The organism is Allobosea sp. Root483D1 (assembly GCF_001429505.1).
Classification (GTDB): domain Bacteria; phylum Pseudomonadota; class Alphaproteobacteria; order Rhizobiales; family Beijerinckiaceae; genus Allobosea.
Window position 1 is genome coordinate 227,985 of sequence record NZ_LMJW01000011.1, and the last position, 15,663, is coordinate 243,647.

A 15,663-nucleotide genomic window follows, 5' to 3' on the forward strand; every position below is an offset into this window, starting at 1 on the left:
GACGATGATAGCGGTTACATTCGATCGGTCAAGGCGACTTAGAGCCAATACGAATTTCCCTTTTCTATGCATTTTGCAGCGCATTTCGTTTGATTGACAGGCTCATGAAAGCGATGTCATTTAACTTCCCGCCTTGCCGAGGAGTCCGCGCCGTTGCCGTCCCGCCGCCCAGAAGAATTGCGCAGCGCGCGCTGGTATTCGGCGCAAGGCATGCGCGCCTTCGCCCATCGCCAGCGCATGCAGCAGATGGGCCTGCGCCGCGAGGAGTTCATGGGGCGGCCGGTGATCGCGATCCTGAACACCTGGAGCGATCTCTCCCCCTGTCACGCCCATTTGCGCGAGCGCGCCGAGGCGGTGAAGCGCGGGGTCATCCGCGCCGGCGGCCACCCGGTCGAACTGCCGGCTTTGTCGCTCGGCGAGGTCATGGTGAAGCCGACCACCATGCTCTACCGCAACTTCCTCGCCATGGAGGCGGAGGAGCTGCTGCGCCAGCACCCGATCGATGGCGCCGTGCTGCTCGGGGGATGCGACAAGACCACGCCCGGCCTGCTGATGGGCGCGCTCAGCATGGACCTGCCTGCGATCTTCTGTCCGGCCGGCCCGATGCTCAACAGCAGCTGGCGCGGCACGCGCGTCGGCGCCGGCACGCACACCATGAAATACTGGAACGAGTACCGCGCCGGGAAGCTCAGCGAGACCGAGCTGGTCGAGATCGAGGGCATCTCGACCCGCTCCCCCGGCACCTGCAACACCATGGGCACGGCCTCGACGATGACCTCCATCGTCGATGCGCTCGGGCTGACCTTGCCGTTCGCCTCCAGCATCCCGGCCATGGACTCCGCCCATACCCGCATGGCCTCCGCCTGCGGCGAGCGGATCGTCGAGATGGTCTGGGAGGATCTCAAGCCCTCGCGATTGCTGACGCAGGGTTCGGTGCGCAACGCGCTGCATGTCGATGTCGCCCTTTCCGGCTCGACCAATGCGGCGATCCATTTCATCGCCATCGCCCGGCGAGCAGGCTTGTCGATCTCCCTCGACGATTTCGATGCGGTTGCGCGTGAGACCCCGATCCTCGCCAATGTCTTCCCGGCGGGGAACTACCTGATGGAAGACCTCTATTTCGCTGGCGGCCTCGGCGGACTGATGTCGCGGTTGAAGGACCGGCTCGACCTTGGCGCCCGCAATGTCCTCGGCCAGACGCTGGGCGAGGCGCTGGAGCGAGCGCGGATCGTCGACGAGGACGTCATCCGGCCGCTCTCGAACCCGGTCAGCCAGGCTCCGGCCATCGCCGTGCTGCGCGGCAATCTCGCGCCCGATGGAGCCGTCATCAAGCCGTCAGCGGCGACGCCTGAGCTGCTGGTCCATCGCGGACGGGCAGTGGTCTTCGACGGCCCTGCCGCCCTTGCCAAGGGCGTCGAGGACCCCGACCTCGATGTCGACGAGACCAGCGTGCTCATCCTGCGCGGCGCCGGCCCGGTCGGTGCGCCAGGGATGCCGGAATGGGGCGCGCTGGCGCTGCCGAAGAAGCTTCTCGCCAAGGGCGTGCGCGACATGGTCCGCATCTCCGATGCGCGCATGAGCGGCACCCATTACGGCACTTGCGTGCTGCATGTTGCGCCGGAATCGCATGTCGGCGGACCGCTGGCGCTGGTCCAGACCGGCGACGAGATCGTTCTCGACGTGCCCAACCGGCGCCTCGACATGCTGGTCGATGAGGCCGAGCTCGCCCGGCGGCGCGCCGCCTGGAAGCCGCCGCCGCCGCATTATGGCCGTGGCTACGGCATGCTGTTCCAGCGCACGGTGACGCAAGCCGACAAGGGCTGTGATTTCGACTTCCTCGAACACGGTCCGCCGACGGCCGAGCCGGGCATCTTCTGATGAAGGCTGAGAAGGGAGCCGACGGGACGAAGCCGGCGCTACGCGAGCGGCACGGCACGGCGCGCCCGCGCATGGCCGATGTCGCGCGCATCGCCGGTGTCTCGACCGCGACCGTCTCGCGCGCGCTGCGCCAGCCCGAGCTGGTCTCGCCCCAGGTCCGCGGCAAGATCGAGGCGGCGGTCGAGCATCTCTCCTACCGGCCGAACCTGATGGCGGGCGCGCTGGCCAGCGCCCGCAGCAAGACGATCGGCGTGATCATCCCCTCGATGATCAACGCCTTCTTCTCGGTGACGCTCGAGGCGATCGAGGAAGGCCTTGCCGGCGCCGGCTACCAGCTCCTGATCGGCAACAGCCATTATGAACTGGAGAGCGAGGAGCGGCTGATCGCCTCGATGCTGGCCTGGTCGCCGGCTGCGCTGGTCATCACCGGCTGCCGGCACAGCCGCGGCGCGATGCGCGCCCTGCTCGATACCGACGTGCCAATCGTCGAGATGTGGGAGCTGACCGACAATCCGATCGACACTGCCGTCGGCTTCTCGCAGCGCGATATCGGCGTCGCGGTCGCCCGGCATTTCAAGGAGCGCGGCGCAAGGCGGCTCGGCTTCGTCGGCGCCATGCACCAGCGCGATTACCGGGCCGATGCAAGGCGTGCCGGCTTCTTCGAGACGGCGCAGAGTATCGGCTTTGAGCCTCCGGCGGAGGTGCAGCTCCCCGGCCTTCCGACCTCCGTCAGAGGCGCCAAGGCCTTCGCCGAGCTGATCGCCGGCCATCCCGATGTCGACGCCGTGCTGTGCACGAACGATGTCGTGGCGCTCGGCGCCCTGTTCGAGGCCCAGCGCCTCGGCTGGTCCGTGCCAGACCGGCTGAAGATCTGCGGTGTCGGCGATGTCGACTTCGCCGCTGCCTGCGAGCCGGGCCTCAGCACGGTCAGCCTGCCGCGGCGGGCCATCGGCCTCAAAATCGCCGAGGTGCTGCGCGAGCGCATCGCCGGCCGCCTGCCAACCGGCGGCGTTCACGATCTCGGCTTCGAGCTCGTGAGGCGGGGCAGCACGTGAGCCCTCCGCTACGCCGTGCGCGCGACGATGCTCTCAAGGTCGTCGGCAAGGCCGATGCCCGGTCGCTGGCTCAGCGTCACCTTGCCGCCCGCGAGCGGCATGAGATCCGCAATGAGATCGTCGCGCCACGGGTTCGGGTTGCTGTCGATCTCCAGCATGCCCTCGCCGCCTGCGGCGGCAAGCAGATGGGCCGAGGCCAGGAGGCCAACGCCGCCGCCGAGATAATGTGGGCAGTAGACGAGGCCGGCCGCGCGGGCGGCCCTGGCCACCGCCAGGCAGCCGCTGAGGCCGCCCCATTTCGCCGCGTCCGGCTGCAGGAAGCGGAATATTCCCGAGGCGATGGCGGCCTCGAATTCCGGGACCGCATTCATGTTCTCGCCAGCCGCGATCGCAATCGGCATCGCCTCGTGCAACGCACGCCACTCTTCAAGCGGCCGATCGGCCCGCAAAGGCTCCTCCAGCCAGTCCAGCCCGTAATCGGCGAGGCGCCTGCCATGCGCGATGGCCTGGTCGAGGCTCCAGCCCTGATTGGCGTCGATCATCAGGCGGCGTTTGCCGATCGCGCCACGGATCGCGTCGAGCGAGCGTGTGTCGGTCTCCGTGCCGAAGCCGACCTTCAGCTTGAAACACTCGTGCCCTCGGGCAAGCTCGCGGGCTGCTACCTCAGCCGGTGCTTCCGGGCCGATGCCGCTCGCATAGGCGCCGACGGTGCCGGACGCCTGGCCATCGAGATAGGCGTAGAGCGGCAATCCCGCGCGCCGCGCCGCCAGATCATGGCAGGCGATGTCGAGGCCGGCGCAGACCTGGCGCAGCGGCCCCCATTCGCCGGACTGGATGGCGAGGACATGCAGCTTTCCCATCAGCGTCGCGAAGACGTCGCCGACCGGCAGCGGCGAGAGATCGCGCAGCAGCGGCCCCGCCGTTTCCAGTACGAGGCGCACCCTGTGCTCGGCGCCGACCGAGGGGAAGTTGCACCAGATCTCGCCGAGACCGCGCTGGCCGCGGTCGTCCTCGACCTCGACGAAAACTGCGGGCCGGTCGCGCATGATGCCGAAGGAGGTCCGCACATGCGTCTCGATCGGCGCGCGCACCGCGACCGCCCTCACGGCGACGATGACGACCTCATCCGACGGGTAGGCCATGTCCAGCGCGCTCCGGCTCGTCCTCCTGCCGGCTTAGACCGTGCTGGAGGCCATGCGCCAGTCCTTTCGCGCGGCCTGCGGACGCGCAAACCAAACAAACCTAACCATCTCCTGGAGAGACGCACATGACCGCCAGCGACATCCACGCTACCCGGCCGAACCCGTTCCGCGAGGCGATGCGCCAGGGCCGGCCGCTCGTCGGCATCTGGTCGATGCTGAACTCCGTCGATGCGACGGAGGCGCTCGGCTGGTCGGGCTATGACTGGCTCCTGGTCGACGGCGAGCACGCGCCGGTCTCGCTGCACGACGCGATGGCGCATTGCCGCGCCATCGCCGCGACGCCGACCGTCCCGATCGTCCGGCTGCTCTGGAACGATCCCCTGCTGATCAAGCAGCATCTCGACGCCGGCATCGCCACGATGATGCTGCCCTTCGTGCAGACGCCGGAGGAAGCCGCCCGCGCCGTCCAGTCGTTGCGCTATCCGCCGCACGGCATCCGCGGCATCGCGGCGATGCACCGGGCCAGCCGCTATACCCGCTTCAAGGATTATGCGGCGCAGGCGAGCCAGTCGCTCTTCCTGATCGTGCAGATCGAGACCAAGGAAGCGCTCGACCGCTGCGAGGAGATCGCGGCGGTCGACGGCGTCGATGCCGTCTTCTTCGGACCGGGCGATCTTGCTGCCAGCATGGGCCTACCCGGGCAGGCGAACCATCCCGACGTGACGGCAGCGATCGAGGACGGGCTCAGGCGCTGCCGGCCGTCCGGCAAGGCGGTCGGCGCGCTCGCTCCCAATGACGAGATCGCCGAGCGCCATATTCGCTCCGGCTTCGATTTCGTCTCGGTCGCCAATGACTTCTCGCTGCTGCTGCGCAACGCCGATGCAGCCGCGACCCGCTTCCGCGGCGTCGCCGACGGCATCGCGACCAAGAAGGGCTGAGCGCGATGCGGGTCGGGCTCGCCGGTTTCGGCGCCTGGGGGCGCCTGCACGCGCAGGTCTACGCGCGGCTGCCGGGCGCGGAGCTGACCGCCATCTTCTGCCATGGCGACGCGACGGCGCAGGCTGCCGCGTCCGCCCATCCCGAGGCCGTGCTCGTGCGCAGTTTCGAGGACCTGATCGCCCTGCCGCTCGACGTCGTCGCGATCACGGCGCCGAACCACCTGCACGCGCGCTACGCTGTCGAGGCGCTGAAGGCGGGCAAGCACGTCATCCTGGAAAAGCCGCTCGGCACCACGCTGGCCGAATGCGACTCGGTCCTCGCCGCGGCGCAGGCCAGCGGCCGCAAGGTCGCGGTCAATCACGAGCTGCGGGTGTCGCAACAATGGCGGCAGGTGCGCGAGATCATCGCCGCCAATGAGATCGGGCGGGTGACCCACCAGCACCTCTCGCTGTTCCGCCGTCCCTTCAAGCCTGGCTCCGGCGGCTGGCGGCAGGATCAGGCGCGCGTCGGCTCTTACAGCCTGGAAGAGCTCGTCCACTTCGTCGATCTCGTGATGTGGTATGCGAGGGAGAACGGCCTGCCCGAGCGCGTGACCGCACGCGCCAGCGACAGCTCGGCGATGCCGCAGACGCTCTCGGCGCTGCTCGACTGGCAAGATGGCTCGACCGCCCTGGTGACGCAGTGCCTTGCCGGCTTCCAGCACCATTCCCTGCTCGAGATCGCCGGCAGCTTGGGCGCGATCCGCACCAGCTGGAGCGGCGCCTTCGACCGGGCCGAGCATCCGAGCTTCTCGCTCTGGGTCCAGGCGGACGGTGAGAGCGACGCCGGCGAGCGCGCCATCACCTTCTCCGGCGAGTTGTTCGAGCTCGAACAGAACCTCGCGCGGGCGCTCGCCTCCTTTGGCGGGGCTCCGGAGACATTGAGCCTCACCGAGGCGCGCCACGCTGTGGCCTTGTGCCTGGCGATCGACGCTGCCGGCCGCAGCGGCGAGCCGGCCCTGCTCGCGAATTACGGGATCGGGCAGACGGCCGGGCTCGGCTGAGCCGGGCCCCGCACCCCTCTTCAGCGAGAACGGCGGTGGATTGACGCAGGTGTGGGCAGGCGTGCTCCTCACCTATGACGTTGACAACACGATCATGCTGAAGAACATCAGCAGGACTAATCTCCATGCTGACGATTTTCTGTTCGTCTGAGCTGGCGCGCGAGAGCTGAGTGGGTACCATGCAGAAGTATGCAGGTAACGAGCTGCGTGCTTTCGACGATGACATCCCGGCCAGCGGCCTCGCCGATTCTGGGAGTCAGGGCAATCCTGTCCAGTCTTTTGCCAAATTGCTGCCGGATCACGACAATGGCGTTGGGGAAGGCTCGGGGCCGGAAGCCGGCCATTCCGGTCCGGAATCACTCCCGGCCGGACGCAGTCAGCCTCGTTCGGCGTCCTGTTTCTCCTGATGTGTGAGTTCCTGCATTGAGCCGTCCGGCTTCATCTCCTGCTCAGGGCTCGGTCGTCTCTTCGGCGCTGGCTTCCTGCCGCGGCTCGTTCGTGGTCATCGGCGTCTTCTCCGGCATCATCAACCTTTTGATGCTGTCGGGCTCGCTCTACATGCTCCAGGTCTATGACCGGGTGCTGAGCTCGCGCAGCGTCCAGACGCTGATCGGCCTGTCGCTGCTCCTGCTCGCAGCCTATGTGCTGCAAGGCTTCCTCGACGGCGTCCGCGTCAGGCTGCTCGCCCGGATCGGCGCGCGCTTCGACGAAGCGGTCTCGCCGGCCGCCTTCGCCGCGGCCCAGAAGCTGCCGCTGCTCGGCTTTCGCCCGGATCAGGCGCTGCAGCCGATCCGCGATCTCGACCAGGTCCGCGGCTTCCTGTCCTCGCTCGGCCCGACCGCGCTGCTCGACATGCCCTGGCTGCCGCTCTTCCTGGCCGTCACCTTCTTCCTGCATTCCTGGCTCGGCTGGCTGGTCGTTGCCGGCGGCCTCGTCATCGTCCTCCTGACCTTCCTGACCGAACTCAAGAGCCGCAAGGCGACCCAGGCCCAGCTCATGAGCGGCGCGGCGCGGCAGGCGATCGTCGAGGCCAGCCGGCGCAATGCCGAGGCGTTGACCGCGATGGGCATGGGCGCCAGCTTCCAGCGCAAATGGCGCGAGCTCAACCTGCGCCATGTCCAGGACTGGCTCGCCGGCTCGGATGCGACCAGCGGGATCGGCGCCTTCGCCAAGATCTTCCGCATGGTGCTGCAATCGGCGGTGCTGGGCCTGGGCGCCTATCTCGCCATGCACAACGAGATCTCGGGCGGGGCGATGATCGCCGCCTCGATCATGACCTCGCGTGCGCTGGCGCCGATCGAGATCGCCGTCGCGCACTGGAAGGGCTTCGTCGCGGCGCGCCAGGGTCTGAAGCGCCTGCGGCAGGTGCTCGATTCGCCGGCCTTCACCGAGGCCGAGCGCACCACTTTGCCGGCGCCGCGCCGTGATCTCACCGCCGACGGGCTGATCGTGGCGGCGCCGGGCAAGCAGGCGCCGATCCTGCAGGGCGCCTCGCTGACGCTGAAGGCCGGCCAGGGCCTCGGCATCATCGGGCCGAGCGCATCCGGCAAGTCGACGCTGGTTCGCGCGCTGGTCGGGGTCTGGCGTCCGCTCAAGGGCGAGGTCCGGCTGGACGGCGCGGCGCTCGGCCAATGGGAGCCGAGCGAGCTCGGCCGGCATGTCGGCTATCTCCCGCAGGATATCGAGCTGTTCGAGGGCACGGTCGCCCAGAACATCGCCCGCTTTGATGAAGGTGCGCAGGACGAGGCGATCGTCGCGGCCGCACAGGCAGCCGGGGCGCATGAGCTGATCCTGCGGCTCGAGCAGGGCTACGACACCCGCATCGGCGAAGCCGGATCAAGCCTTTCGGGCGGCCAGCGCCAGCGCATCGGCCTGGCGCGGGCGCTCTATGGCGAGCCCTTCCTCGTGGTGCTCGACGAGCCCAACTCCAATCTCGACCATGATGGCGACGAAGCGCTGACACTGGCGATTCGCGGCATTCGTGAGCGCGGCGGCATCGTCATTGTCGTGACCCACCGCCAGACCGCGATCGCCGGCGTCGACCATGTCGCGATCATGACGGAAGGCCGCATCCAGGCCATCGGCCCGAAGGAGGAGATCCTGCAGAAGGTGCTGAAGCAGGGCGGACTGCCGCAGGCCATGCACAACAGCCAGCGCCAGCCGGCGGTGGCGTCATGAGCGAGAGCGCCACCTCAACGGAGCACCAGGGCTTCGGCCGTTCCCTGCGCAAGCTCGCGCTCGCCGGCGGCGTCGGCGTGGTCCTGTTCGCCGGCACCGTCGGGGTCTGGGCGGTGGCGGCGACCTTGTCCGGCGCGGTCGTCGCCAGCGGCCAGTTCGTCGTGGACGGTAACGTCAAGAAGGTCCAGCACGCGACCGGCGGCATCGTCGGCGAGCTCAGGGTCCGCGAGGGCGAGCGGGTCGAGCAGGACCAGGTGTTGATCCGGCTCGACGACACGGTGACCCGCGCCAATCTCCAGGTCGTGACCAAGCAGCTCGACGAGCTCGCCGCAAGGCGCGGCCGGGTCGAAGCCGAGCGCTCGGGCAAGGACGCCATCACCGTCGCCGCCGAGCTCACCGCCCGCCGGCACGGATCGGAGATCGCCGAGCTGATCGGCGCGGAGGAGAGCCTGTTCGAAGCAAGACGCGCGGCCCGCGACGGCCAGAAGGCGCAACTGCGCCAGCGCATCGGCCAGCTTCACGATGAGATCGCCGGCCTCAAGGCCCAGCAAGGCGGCCGCGACCGCCAGGCCGTGCTGATCGAGGAGGAGCTGGGCGGCGTCAGGGGGCTCTACGCCAAGAACCTGGTCTCGCTCAGCCGTAAGACCCAGCTCGAGCGCGAGGCCGCCAATCTCGAAGGGCAGCGGGGCCAGCTCATCGCCGCGCTGGCGCAGGCCGAGGGCAAGATCGCCGAGACACAGCTGCAGATCATCCAGATCGACGCGACCTTGCGCGAGGAGGCGATGAAGGAGCTGCGCGAGATCCAGGGCAAGAGTGCCGAGCTGGTCGAGCGCCGCATCGCCGCGCAGGACCAGATGAAGCGGATCGATATCCGCAGCCCGAGCGCCGGGTTCGTGCATCAGCTCGCCGTGCACACGGTCGGCGGGGTGATCTCGCCGGCGGAGCCCGCCATGCTGATCGTCCCGGCCGAGGATGGGCTCCAGGTCGAGGCGCGGATCAACCCGCCCGACATCGACCAGATCGCGCTCGGCCAGGAGGCGCGGGTCAAGATCCACGCCTTCAACCAGCGCACCACGCCCGAGCTCGCCGGCAAGGTCGCGCGCATCTCGGCCGACACCAGCCGCGACCAGCAGACCGGCGTGACCTTCTACACCATCCGCGTCACACTCCCCGCCGCCGAATTCGCCCGCCTCGGCCACAGTCGTGTCAGCGCCGGCATGCAGGCCGAGGTGTTCGTCCGGACCGAGGACCGGACCCCGCTCGAATACATCGTCAAACCTCTCAAGGACCAGATCGCAAAAGCCTTCAGGGAGCGGTGAGGGGGCGCGCCGCCGGCGAACACGGGCCTGTGGAGTGGGCGGAGCCAATCTTCTCCAATGGGCTCGACCTGACGCGATCGATCATCACCAGCGGCCTGGCAAGGTTTTCGGTCTTGGCGAGGTGCCCATCGACGCGCTTTCAATGGCGACGGGGGCGGTCCGCGACGACAGTGCGGTGTCTGGTTTCGACAGCGGTGCAGAGCCCGTCCTTTCGGTCACGGACAGAGACCCACGCGGCCCCGTTCGGCAAAGCGATCGTCGGTCACCGGCAGTGATAGGCGCAGATGCCTGCTGAGACGACCAGTTGATCTCCGTTGGAATTCGTGCAATTAAATGACCGACCGGTCGGTTGATAAAAACGAACAGCAGATTTCGGGGAGAGAACCATCGTGGCGGACGCCTTCATTTGCGATGCGGTTCGCACGCCCGTTGGCCGCTATGGCGGGGCGCTTTCAAGCGTCCGTGCCGATGACCTCGCTGCGATCCCGCTCACGGCGCTGATGCAGCGCAACCCTTCCGTCGATTGGGCTGGTGTCGACGACGTCATTCTCGGCTGCGCCAACCAAGCCGGCGAAGATAATCGCAATGTCGCACGCATGGCCGTGCTCTTGTCCGGACTGCCGGTCGAGATTCCCGGCAGCACGATCAACCGGCTCTGCGGCTCCGGGCTCGATGCGCTCGGCCTGGCCGCCCGCTCGATCCGGGCCGGCGACTGCGAGTTGATGATCGCCGGTGGCGTCGAGAGCATGTCGCGCGCGCCGTTCGTGATGCCGAAGGCCGACGCCGCCTTCTCGCGCGCGAATGCGGTCTACGACACGACCATCGGCTGGCGCTTCGTCAACCCGAAGATGAAGAAGGCGCATGGCATCGACTCCATGCCCGAGACGGCCGACAATGTCGCGGCGGATTTCGGTGTGTCGCGCGCCGACCAGGATGCGTTCGCGCTGCGCAGCCAGCAGCGCTGGGCGGCCGCGCAGGCCGCCGGCCGCTTCGCCGACGAGATGGCACCGGTATCCGTGCCTCAGCGGAAGGGCGATCCTCTGGTCGTCGACCGCGACGAGCACCCGCGTCCCGACGTGACACTGGAGCAACTGGCGAAGCTCAAGGGCGTGAACGGCCCCGATCTCAGCGTGACCGCCGGCAACGCCTCGGGCGTCAATGATGGCGCTGCGGCGCTGGTCGTCGCGAGCGAGCAGGCGGCGAAGGCGAACGGCCTGACGCCGCGCGCCCGTGTCGTCGCCATGGCGGCTGCCGGCGTCGCGCCGCGCATCATGGGCATCGGCCCCGTGCCGGCGGTGCGCAAGGTGCTGCAGCGCGCCGGGCTGGAGCTCGCACAGATCGACGTGATCGAGCTGAACGAGGCGTTCGCGGCGCAGGGGCTCGCCGTGCTGCGCGAGCTCGGCCTGCCGGACGATGCCCCGCATGTGAACCCGAATGGCGGCGCGATCGCGCTCGGCCATCCCCTGGGCGCGAGCGGCGCCCGGCTGGCGACGACGGCGATGTGGCAACTCCAGCGTACCGGCGGGCGTTTCGCCCTGTGCACGATGTGCGTTGGCGTGGGGCAGGGAATTGCAGTGATCCTCGAGCGCGTCTGAGGCGCGAACCGGAACAGGAGGCGAGCCGATGTATGCCCAGATGGTCAAGACCGAGGCGAAGCGTGTCCGCAGTCTCGACGAGATGGAGCCGCAGGAGCGCGCCTTCCAGGAGCGCATCGATGCCGGCCAGAAGATCGAGCCCAAAGAATGGATGCCGGAGGATTATCGCAAGACGCTGATCCGGCAGATCAGCCAGCACGCCCATTCCGAGATCGTCGGCCAGCTGCCGGAGGGCAACTGGATCACGCGCGCGCCGACCCTGGAGCGCAAGGCTATCCTACTCGCCAAGGTCCAGGACGAGGCCGGCCATGGCCTCTATCTCTACTGCGCGGCGGAGACGCTCGGCATCAGCCGCGACCAGATGTACGAGCAGCTTCACTCGGGCAAGGCGAAGTATTCCTCGATCTTCAACTATCCGACGCTGAGCTGGGCCGATATCGGCGCGATCGGCTGGCTGGTCGACGGCGCCGCGATCATGAACCAGGTGCCGCTGCAGCGCTGCTCCTATGGGCCCTATGCCCGCGCCATGGTGCGGATCTGCAAGGAGGAGAGTTTCCACCAGCGCCAGGGCTTCGACATCATGAACGTGCTCAGCAAGGGCACGCCAGAGCAGAAGGCGATGGCGCAGGACGCGCTCGACCGCTGGTGGTGGCCGTCGCTGATGATGTTCGGCCCCTCCGACGACGCCTCGGTGCATTCGGCCCAGTCGATGGCCTGGAACATCAAGCAGGATTCCAATGACGAGTTGCGCCAGAAATTCGTCGACCAGACCGTGCCGCAGGCGAAGTTCCTCGGTCTCACCGTCCCCGATCCGGTGCTGGCCTGGAACGAGGCGAAGGGCGGCCATGATTTCGGCGAGCCGGACTGGAACGAGTTCTTCGCAGTGATCGCCGGCGAGGGCCCTTGCAATCGCGAGCGCCTGGAGGCGCGGCGCAAGGCCTGGAACGACGGCGCCTGGTTCCGCGACGGGCTCACCGCCCATGCCAGCAAGCAGACGGCACGGCGCCAGGCCGCCCGTATCGCCGCCGAATAGCGCGCCAGCGGAAGGAGCGAAACGATGTCGAGCGAATGGCCCCTGTGGGAGGTCTTCATCCGCGGCCAGCACGGCCTCAACCACCGGCATGTCGGCAGCCTGCACGCGCCCGATGCCGAGATGGCGATCCTCAATGCGCGCGATGTCTATACGCGCCGCAACGAGGGCGTGAGCATCTGGGTGGTGCGCTCGGCCGACATCGTCGCCAGCGCGCCCTCCGACAAGGGTCCCCTGTTCGATCCCGCCAATGCGAAGGTCTATCGGCACCCGACCTTCTTCGACGTGCCGGACGAAGTGGGGCATATGTGATGAGCGACCTGGCCCCATCGCCGGCCATCGCCGAGTTCGCGCTGCGCATGGGCGATAGCTGCCTGATCCTCGGCCATCGCAACTCGGAATGGTGCGGCCACGCCCCGGCGCTGGAAGAGGACATCGCGCTCGCCAATACCGCGCTCGACCTGATCGGCCAGACCCAGCTCTGGCTGGAGCTCGCCTCTGAGGCCGAGGGCAAGGGCCGGACATCCGATGAGATCGCTTTCCTGCGCGACGTTTCCGGCTACCGCAATCTCCTCCTGGTCGAGCAGCCGAATGGTGATTTCGGCCGCACGGTGATGCGGCAATACCTGTTCGATGCCTGGCATCTGCCACTGCTCAAGGCGCTGATCGGCTCGGCCGACAAGCGCGTCGCCGCGATCGCCGAGAAGGCTTCCAAGGAGGTCGCCTATCATCTGGAACGCAGCGCCGATCTGGTGGTCCGCCTCGGCGACGGCACGGCGGAAAGCCACGCCCGCATGCAGGCGGCTGTGGACTTCCTCTGGCCCTATACCGGCGAGATGTTCATCGCCGATGCGCTCGACGAGGAGCTGGTGGCTTCAGGCCTCGCGCCGGAGCCCGGCTCGCTCAAAGCGGCCTGGCAGGAGCATGTCACGCGCACTTTTGCCGAGGCTACCTTGAAGGCGCCGGAGAAGACATTCGCCCAGAAGGGTGGCCGGCGCGGCGTTCATTCCGAGCATCTCGGCTTCATCCTGGCTGAGATGCAGTTCCTGCAGCGCGCCTATCCCGGCGCCGGCTGGTGAGGAGGCGCTGATGGACGCCGCCACCCTGTCGCGCCCGGCTATTGCCGAGATCTGGTCCTGGCTCGGCGAGATTCCGGATCCCGAGATCCCGGTGATCTCGCTGGTCGATCTCGGCATCATCCGCGACGTCGCCTGGGCCGGCGATCTGCTGGAGGTGACGGTGACGCCGACCTATTCGGGCTGCCCGGCCACCGGTGTCATCAATTTCGAGATCGAGCGCGGCCTGCGCGAGCACGGCATCGAGAAGATCAAGCTCAAGCGGCAATTGTCGCCGGCTTGGACCACGGCCTGGATCGGCGCCGAAGGCCGCGCCAAGCTGCGCGACTATGGCATCGCGCCGCCGGTCGAAGGCACGGCTGCTTGCGCCGGGGCGCTGGTGCCGCTGCTTGTGTCCTGCCCGCGCTGCGGTTCGCAGAGGACCGAGCGCGTCAGCCAGTTCGGCTCGACGCCCTGCAAGGCGCATTTCCGCTGCACCGACTGTCTCGAACCCTTCGACTACTTCAAGAGCATCTGAGGACCCGATGGCTCGCTTCTTTCCGCTGGAGGTCGCCGATATCCGCCGCGAGACGCGCGATGCGGTGGTCGTGACGCTCGCGCCGCGCATCGAAGACCGCGCCGCCTTCGACTTCACGCAAGGCCAATATTTGACCTTCCGCCGCGACTTCGAGGGCGAGGAGCTGCGTCGCTCCTATTCGATCTGCGCCGGCAAGGACGAAGGCGTGCTCAAGGTCGGCATCAAGCGCGTCGACGGCGGCGCCTTTTCGAGCTGGGCGAACGAGGAGCTGAAACCCGGCGACGTGCTCGAGGCCATGCCGCCGATGGGGGCCTTCCATGTGCCGCTGAAGCCGGAGGAGCGGCGGCATTATCTCGCCTTTGCCGGCGGCAGCGGCATCACGCCCGTGCTCTCGCTGATCAAGACGGCGCTGGCGCGTGAGCCCAAATCCCGCTTCACGCTGGTCTACGGCAACCGCTCGGTCAATTCGATCATGTTCCGCGAGGAGCTGGAGGACATCAAGAACGTCCATCTCGGCCGCTTCAACGTGGTCCATGTGCTGGAGAGCGAAGCGCAGGAGGTCGAGCTCTTCTCCGGCCGCATCGACGCCGAGAAATGCGCCAGGCTGTTCAAGGGCTGGATCAACATCGCGGCCATCGACATGGCCTTTATCTGCGGGCCCGAGCCGATGATGCTGGCGATTGCGGCGGCGCTGCGCGAGCACGGCTTGCGCGACGACCAGATCAAGTTCGAGCTGTTCGCCTCGGCGCCGCGCCGCGCCAAGCATGTCGCCCGGACCGCCGCCGACAACGGCAAGGCGGCGATGTGCACCGCGACGATCACGCTCGACGGCACCACCCGCGTGATCGAGATGGCCAAGACCGGGCAGACCATCCTGGAAGCCGCGCTCGGCGCCAGCCTCGATGCGCCCTATGCCTGCAAGGCGGGCGTCTGCTCGACCTGTCGCGCCATGGTCGTCGAGGGCGAGGTCGAGATGGCGACCAACCATGCCCTCGAGGACTACGAGGTCCGGCAGGGCTATGTGCTGACCTGCCAGTGCTATCCGCTCTCCGACCGGGTGGTGGTGACCTATGACCAGTGACACCGCCGACACCATGCCGCTCGAGGCCTATCTCGCGCAGGGCGGCAAGCTGACCACGCCCGAGAACGCGCCGCCGCGCTATCGCGGCGAGCTGCTCAGGCTGATGGCGACCTTCATCGACAGCGAGCTCGCAGGAGCCGCCGGCTTCGCCGACATCATCAACCAGGGGCCGGGCATCAAGGAGCGCATCGCCGCCTCCCGGATCGTGCTGGAGAAGCTCGACCATGCCGAGCGCGTGCTCGCCGTAATGGGCGAGTTCGGCGCCGATATCTCGCGTTATGCGAACCACCATCCCTGGGCCGACCGCGTCGCGCGCGACAGTGATCTCGGCGCAGCGCGCCACGGCGCCGACATGCGGCTCGCCGTGCTGCACTATCCGCTGCAGGACTGGCTCGACGCGGTCGTGATGAACGTGCTGATGGGCCACGCCGTGGTGATTCAGATCGACGAATTCGCCCGGCTCTCCTACCAGCCGCTCGGCGAGATCTTCCGCGCCATCCTGCCGCGCGAGCTCCGGCATACCGAGCTCGGCGAGGAGGGCTTGCGGAAATTGCTGCAGGAGCCCGGCAATCGGCCACTGGTCGCCACCGCCATCGCCTATTGGCGGCCTCGCGTCGCGGCGAGCTTCGGCAGCGGCAGCTCGGCTCATTTCGAGACGCAGAAGAAGTTCGGCCTGCGCCAGACCGGCAATGCCGAACTCGCCGCCGCCTGGGAGCGGCAGGTGGACGACGTGCTGCGCACCGCCGGAATGGCCTGATCTGCACCAACCGACGACGGCGACAAGCCGCGCACCGTGATCGACAGGGGATCT

The 15,663-nt window shown here is 67.9% G+C and carries 15 protein-coding genes; 14 read left to right on the top strand and 1 reads right to left on the bottom strand.

Annotated elements, in window-relative coordinates; translation table 11 throughout:
- The first annotated feature begins 153 nt into the window (after positions 1-153).
- Both araD and ASE66_RS10925 read left to right on the top strand, forming a co-directional pair.
- The gene (gene araD, locus ASE66_RS10920; RefSeq protein WP_057189640.1) at positions 154-1,878 is read left to right on the top strand and encodes an L-arabinonate dehydratase; all 1,725 of its coding nucleotides are present in this window, start codon (positions 154-156) and stop codon (positions 1,876-1,878) included.
- Complete coding sequence (locus ASE66_RS10925; protein WP_057189641.1) at positions 1,878-2,933, top strand: LacI family DNA-binding transcriptional regulator; 1,056 nt, start codon at positions 1,878-1,880, stop codon at positions 2,931-2,933. The genes araD and ASE66_RS10925 overlap by 1 nt, the downstream gene beginning before the upstream one ends.
- An 8-nt stretch (positions 2,934-2,941) precedes the next feature.
- Here ASE66_RS10925 and ASE66_RS10930 read toward each other — a convergent pair whose 3' ends face one another.
- Entirely contained in the window at positions 2,942-4,075 is a 1,134-nt protein-coding gene (locus ASE66_RS10930; RefSeq protein WP_057189642.1) for a mandelate racemase/muconate lactonizing enzyme family protein, read from the bottom strand.
- 125 nt (positions 4,076-4,200) lie between these two features.
- Between ASE66_RS10930 and ASE66_RS10935 the strand changes: the two genes are divergently transcribed.
- The 12 genes from ASE66_RS10935 (at position 4,201) to ASE66_RS10985 (ending at position 15,609) form a co-directional block, all read left to right on the top strand.
- Complete coding sequence (locus tag ASE66_RS10935) at positions 4,201-5,013, top strand: HpcH/HpaI aldolase family protein (RefSeq protein WP_057189643.1); 813 nt, start codon at positions 4,201-4,203, stop codon at positions 5,011-5,013.
- 5 nt (positions 5,014-5,018) lie between these two features.
- Entirely contained in the window at positions 5,019-6,056 is a 1,038-nt protein-coding gene (locus tag ASE66_RS10940; protein WP_057189644.1) for a Gfo/Idh/MocA family protein, read from the top strand.
- A 179-nt stretch (positions 6,057-6,235) separates the two neighbouring features.
- On the top strand, positions 6,236-6,463 hold the full coding sequence (locus ASE66_RS32040; RefSeq protein ID WP_156412102.1) for a hypothetical protein: 228 nt from the start codon (positions 6,236-6,238) through the stop codon (positions 6,461-6,463).
- A gap of 16 nt (positions 6,464-6,479) precedes the next feature.
- Complete coding sequence (locus ASE66_RS10945) at positions 6,480-8,234, top strand: type I secretion system permease/ATPase (protein WP_057189645.1); 1,755 nt, start codon at positions 6,480-6,482, stop codon at positions 8,232-8,234.
- Complete coding sequence (locus ASE66_RS10950) at positions 8,231-9,553, top strand: HlyD family type I secretion periplasmic adaptor subunit (RefSeq protein ID WP_057189646.1); 1,323 nt, start codon at positions 8,231-8,233, stop codon at positions 9,551-9,553. The genes ASE66_RS10945 and ASE66_RS10950 overlap by 4 nt, the downstream gene beginning before the upstream one ends.
- 389 nt (positions 9,554-9,942) lie before the next feature.
- Complete coding sequence (pcaF, locus tag ASE66_RS10955; protein WP_057189647.1) at positions 9,943-11,148, top strand: 3-oxoadipyl-CoA thiolase; 1,206 nt, start codon at positions 9,943-9,945, stop codon at positions 11,146-11,148.
- Positions 11,149-11,176: 28 nt separating this feature from the next.
- Entirely contained in the window at positions 11,177-12,181 is a 1,005-nt protein-coding gene (paaA, locus tag ASE66_RS10960) for a 1,2-phenylacetyl-CoA epoxidase subunit PaaA (protein ID WP_057189648.1), read from the top strand.
- A 24-nt stretch (positions 12,182-12,205) separates the two neighbouring features.
- Positions 12,206-12,490 carry a 1,2-phenylacetyl-CoA epoxidase subunit PaaB gene (gene paaB, locus ASE66_RS10965; protein WP_038360406.1) on the top strand — a complete coding sequence of 95 codons (285 nt, stop codon included), beginning with the start codon at positions 12,206-12,208 and terminating at the stop codon, positions 12,488-12,490.
- A complete protein-coding gene (paaC, locus tag ASE66_RS10970; RefSeq protein ID WP_057189649.1) occupies positions 12,490-13,257 on the top strand; it encodes a 1,2-phenylacetyl-CoA epoxidase subunit PaaC in 768 nt (255 codons plus the stop codon). Before paaB ends, paaC begins: the two co-directional genes overlap by 1 nt.
- 10 nt (positions 13,258-13,267) lie before the next feature.
- Positions 13,268-13,771 carry a 1,2-phenylacetyl-CoA epoxidase subunit PaaD gene (gene paaD / locus ASE66_RS10975; RefSeq protein ID WP_057189650.1) on the top strand — a complete coding sequence of 168 codons (504 nt, stop codon included), beginning with the start codon at positions 13,268-13,270 and terminating at the stop codon, positions 13,769-13,771.
- A gap of 7 nt (positions 13,772-13,778) precedes the next feature.
- Positions 13,779-14,852, top strand: coding sequence for a 1,2-phenylacetyl-CoA epoxidase subunit PaaE (paaE, locus tag ASE66_RS10980; protein WP_057189651.1), 1,074 nt, complete (start codon positions 13,779-13,781; stop codon positions 14,850-14,852).
- The gene (locus ASE66_RS10985; protein ID WP_057189652.1) at positions 14,842-15,609 is read left to right on the top strand and encodes a Phenylacetic acid catabolic protein; all 768 of its coding nucleotides are present in this window, start codon (positions 14,842-14,844) and stop codon (positions 15,607-15,609) included. The genes paaE and ASE66_RS10985 overlap by 11 nt, the downstream gene beginning before the upstream one ends.
- The last annotated feature ends 54 nt before the right edge of the window (positions 15,610-15,663 follow it).

Excerpts from the sequence above, each read along its gene's own strand:
- ASE66_RS10925 (WP_057189641.1), top strand. The coding sequence starts at position 1,878 with ATGAAGGCTGAGAAGGGAGCCGACGGGACGAAGCCGGCGCTACGCGAG.
- ASE66_RS10930 (WP_057189642.1), bottom strand. The coding sequence starts at position 4,075 with ATGGCCTACCCGTCGGATGAGGTCGTCATCGTCGCCGTGAGGGCGGTC.
- ASE66_RS10935 (WP_057189643.1), top strand. The coding sequence starts at position 4,201 with ATGACCGCCAGCGACATCCACGCTACCCGGCCGAACCCGTTCCGCGAG.
- ASE66_RS10940 (WP_057189644.1), top strand. The coding sequence starts at position 5,019 with ATGCGGGTCGGGCTCGCCGGTTTCGGCGCCTGGGGGCGCCTGCACGCG.
- ASE66_RS32040 (WP_156412102.1), top strand. The coding sequence starts at position 6,236 with ATGCAGAAGTATGCAGGTAACGAGCTGCGTGCTTTCGACGATGACATC.
- ASE66_RS10950 (WP_057189646.1), top strand. The coding sequence starts at position 8,231 with ATGAGCGAGAGCGCCACCTCAACGGAGCACCAGGGCTTCGGCCGTTCC.
- paaA (WP_057189648.1), top strand. The coding sequence starts at position 11,177 with ATGTATGCCCAGATGGTCAAGACCGAGGCGAAGCGTGTCCGCAGTCTC.
- paaB (WP_038360406.1), top strand. The coding sequence starts at position 12,206 with ATGTCGAGCGAATGGCCCCTGTGGGAGGTCTTCATCCGCGGCCAGCAC.
- paaC (WP_057189649.1), top strand. The coding sequence starts at position 12,490 with ATGAGCGACCTGGCCCCATCGCCGGCCATCGCCGAGTTCGCGCTGCGC.
- paaD (WP_057189650.1), top strand. The coding sequence starts at position 13,268 with ATGGACGCCGCCACCCTGTCGCGCCCGGCTATTGCCGAGATCTGGTCC.
- paaE (WP_057189651.1), top strand. The coding sequence starts at position 13,779 with ATGGCTCGCTTCTTTCCGCTGGAGGTCGCCGATATCCGCCGCGAGACG.
- ASE66_RS10985 (WP_057189652.1), top strand. The coding sequence starts at position 14,842 with ATGACCAGTGACACCGCCGACACCATGCCGCTCGAGGCCTATCTCGCG.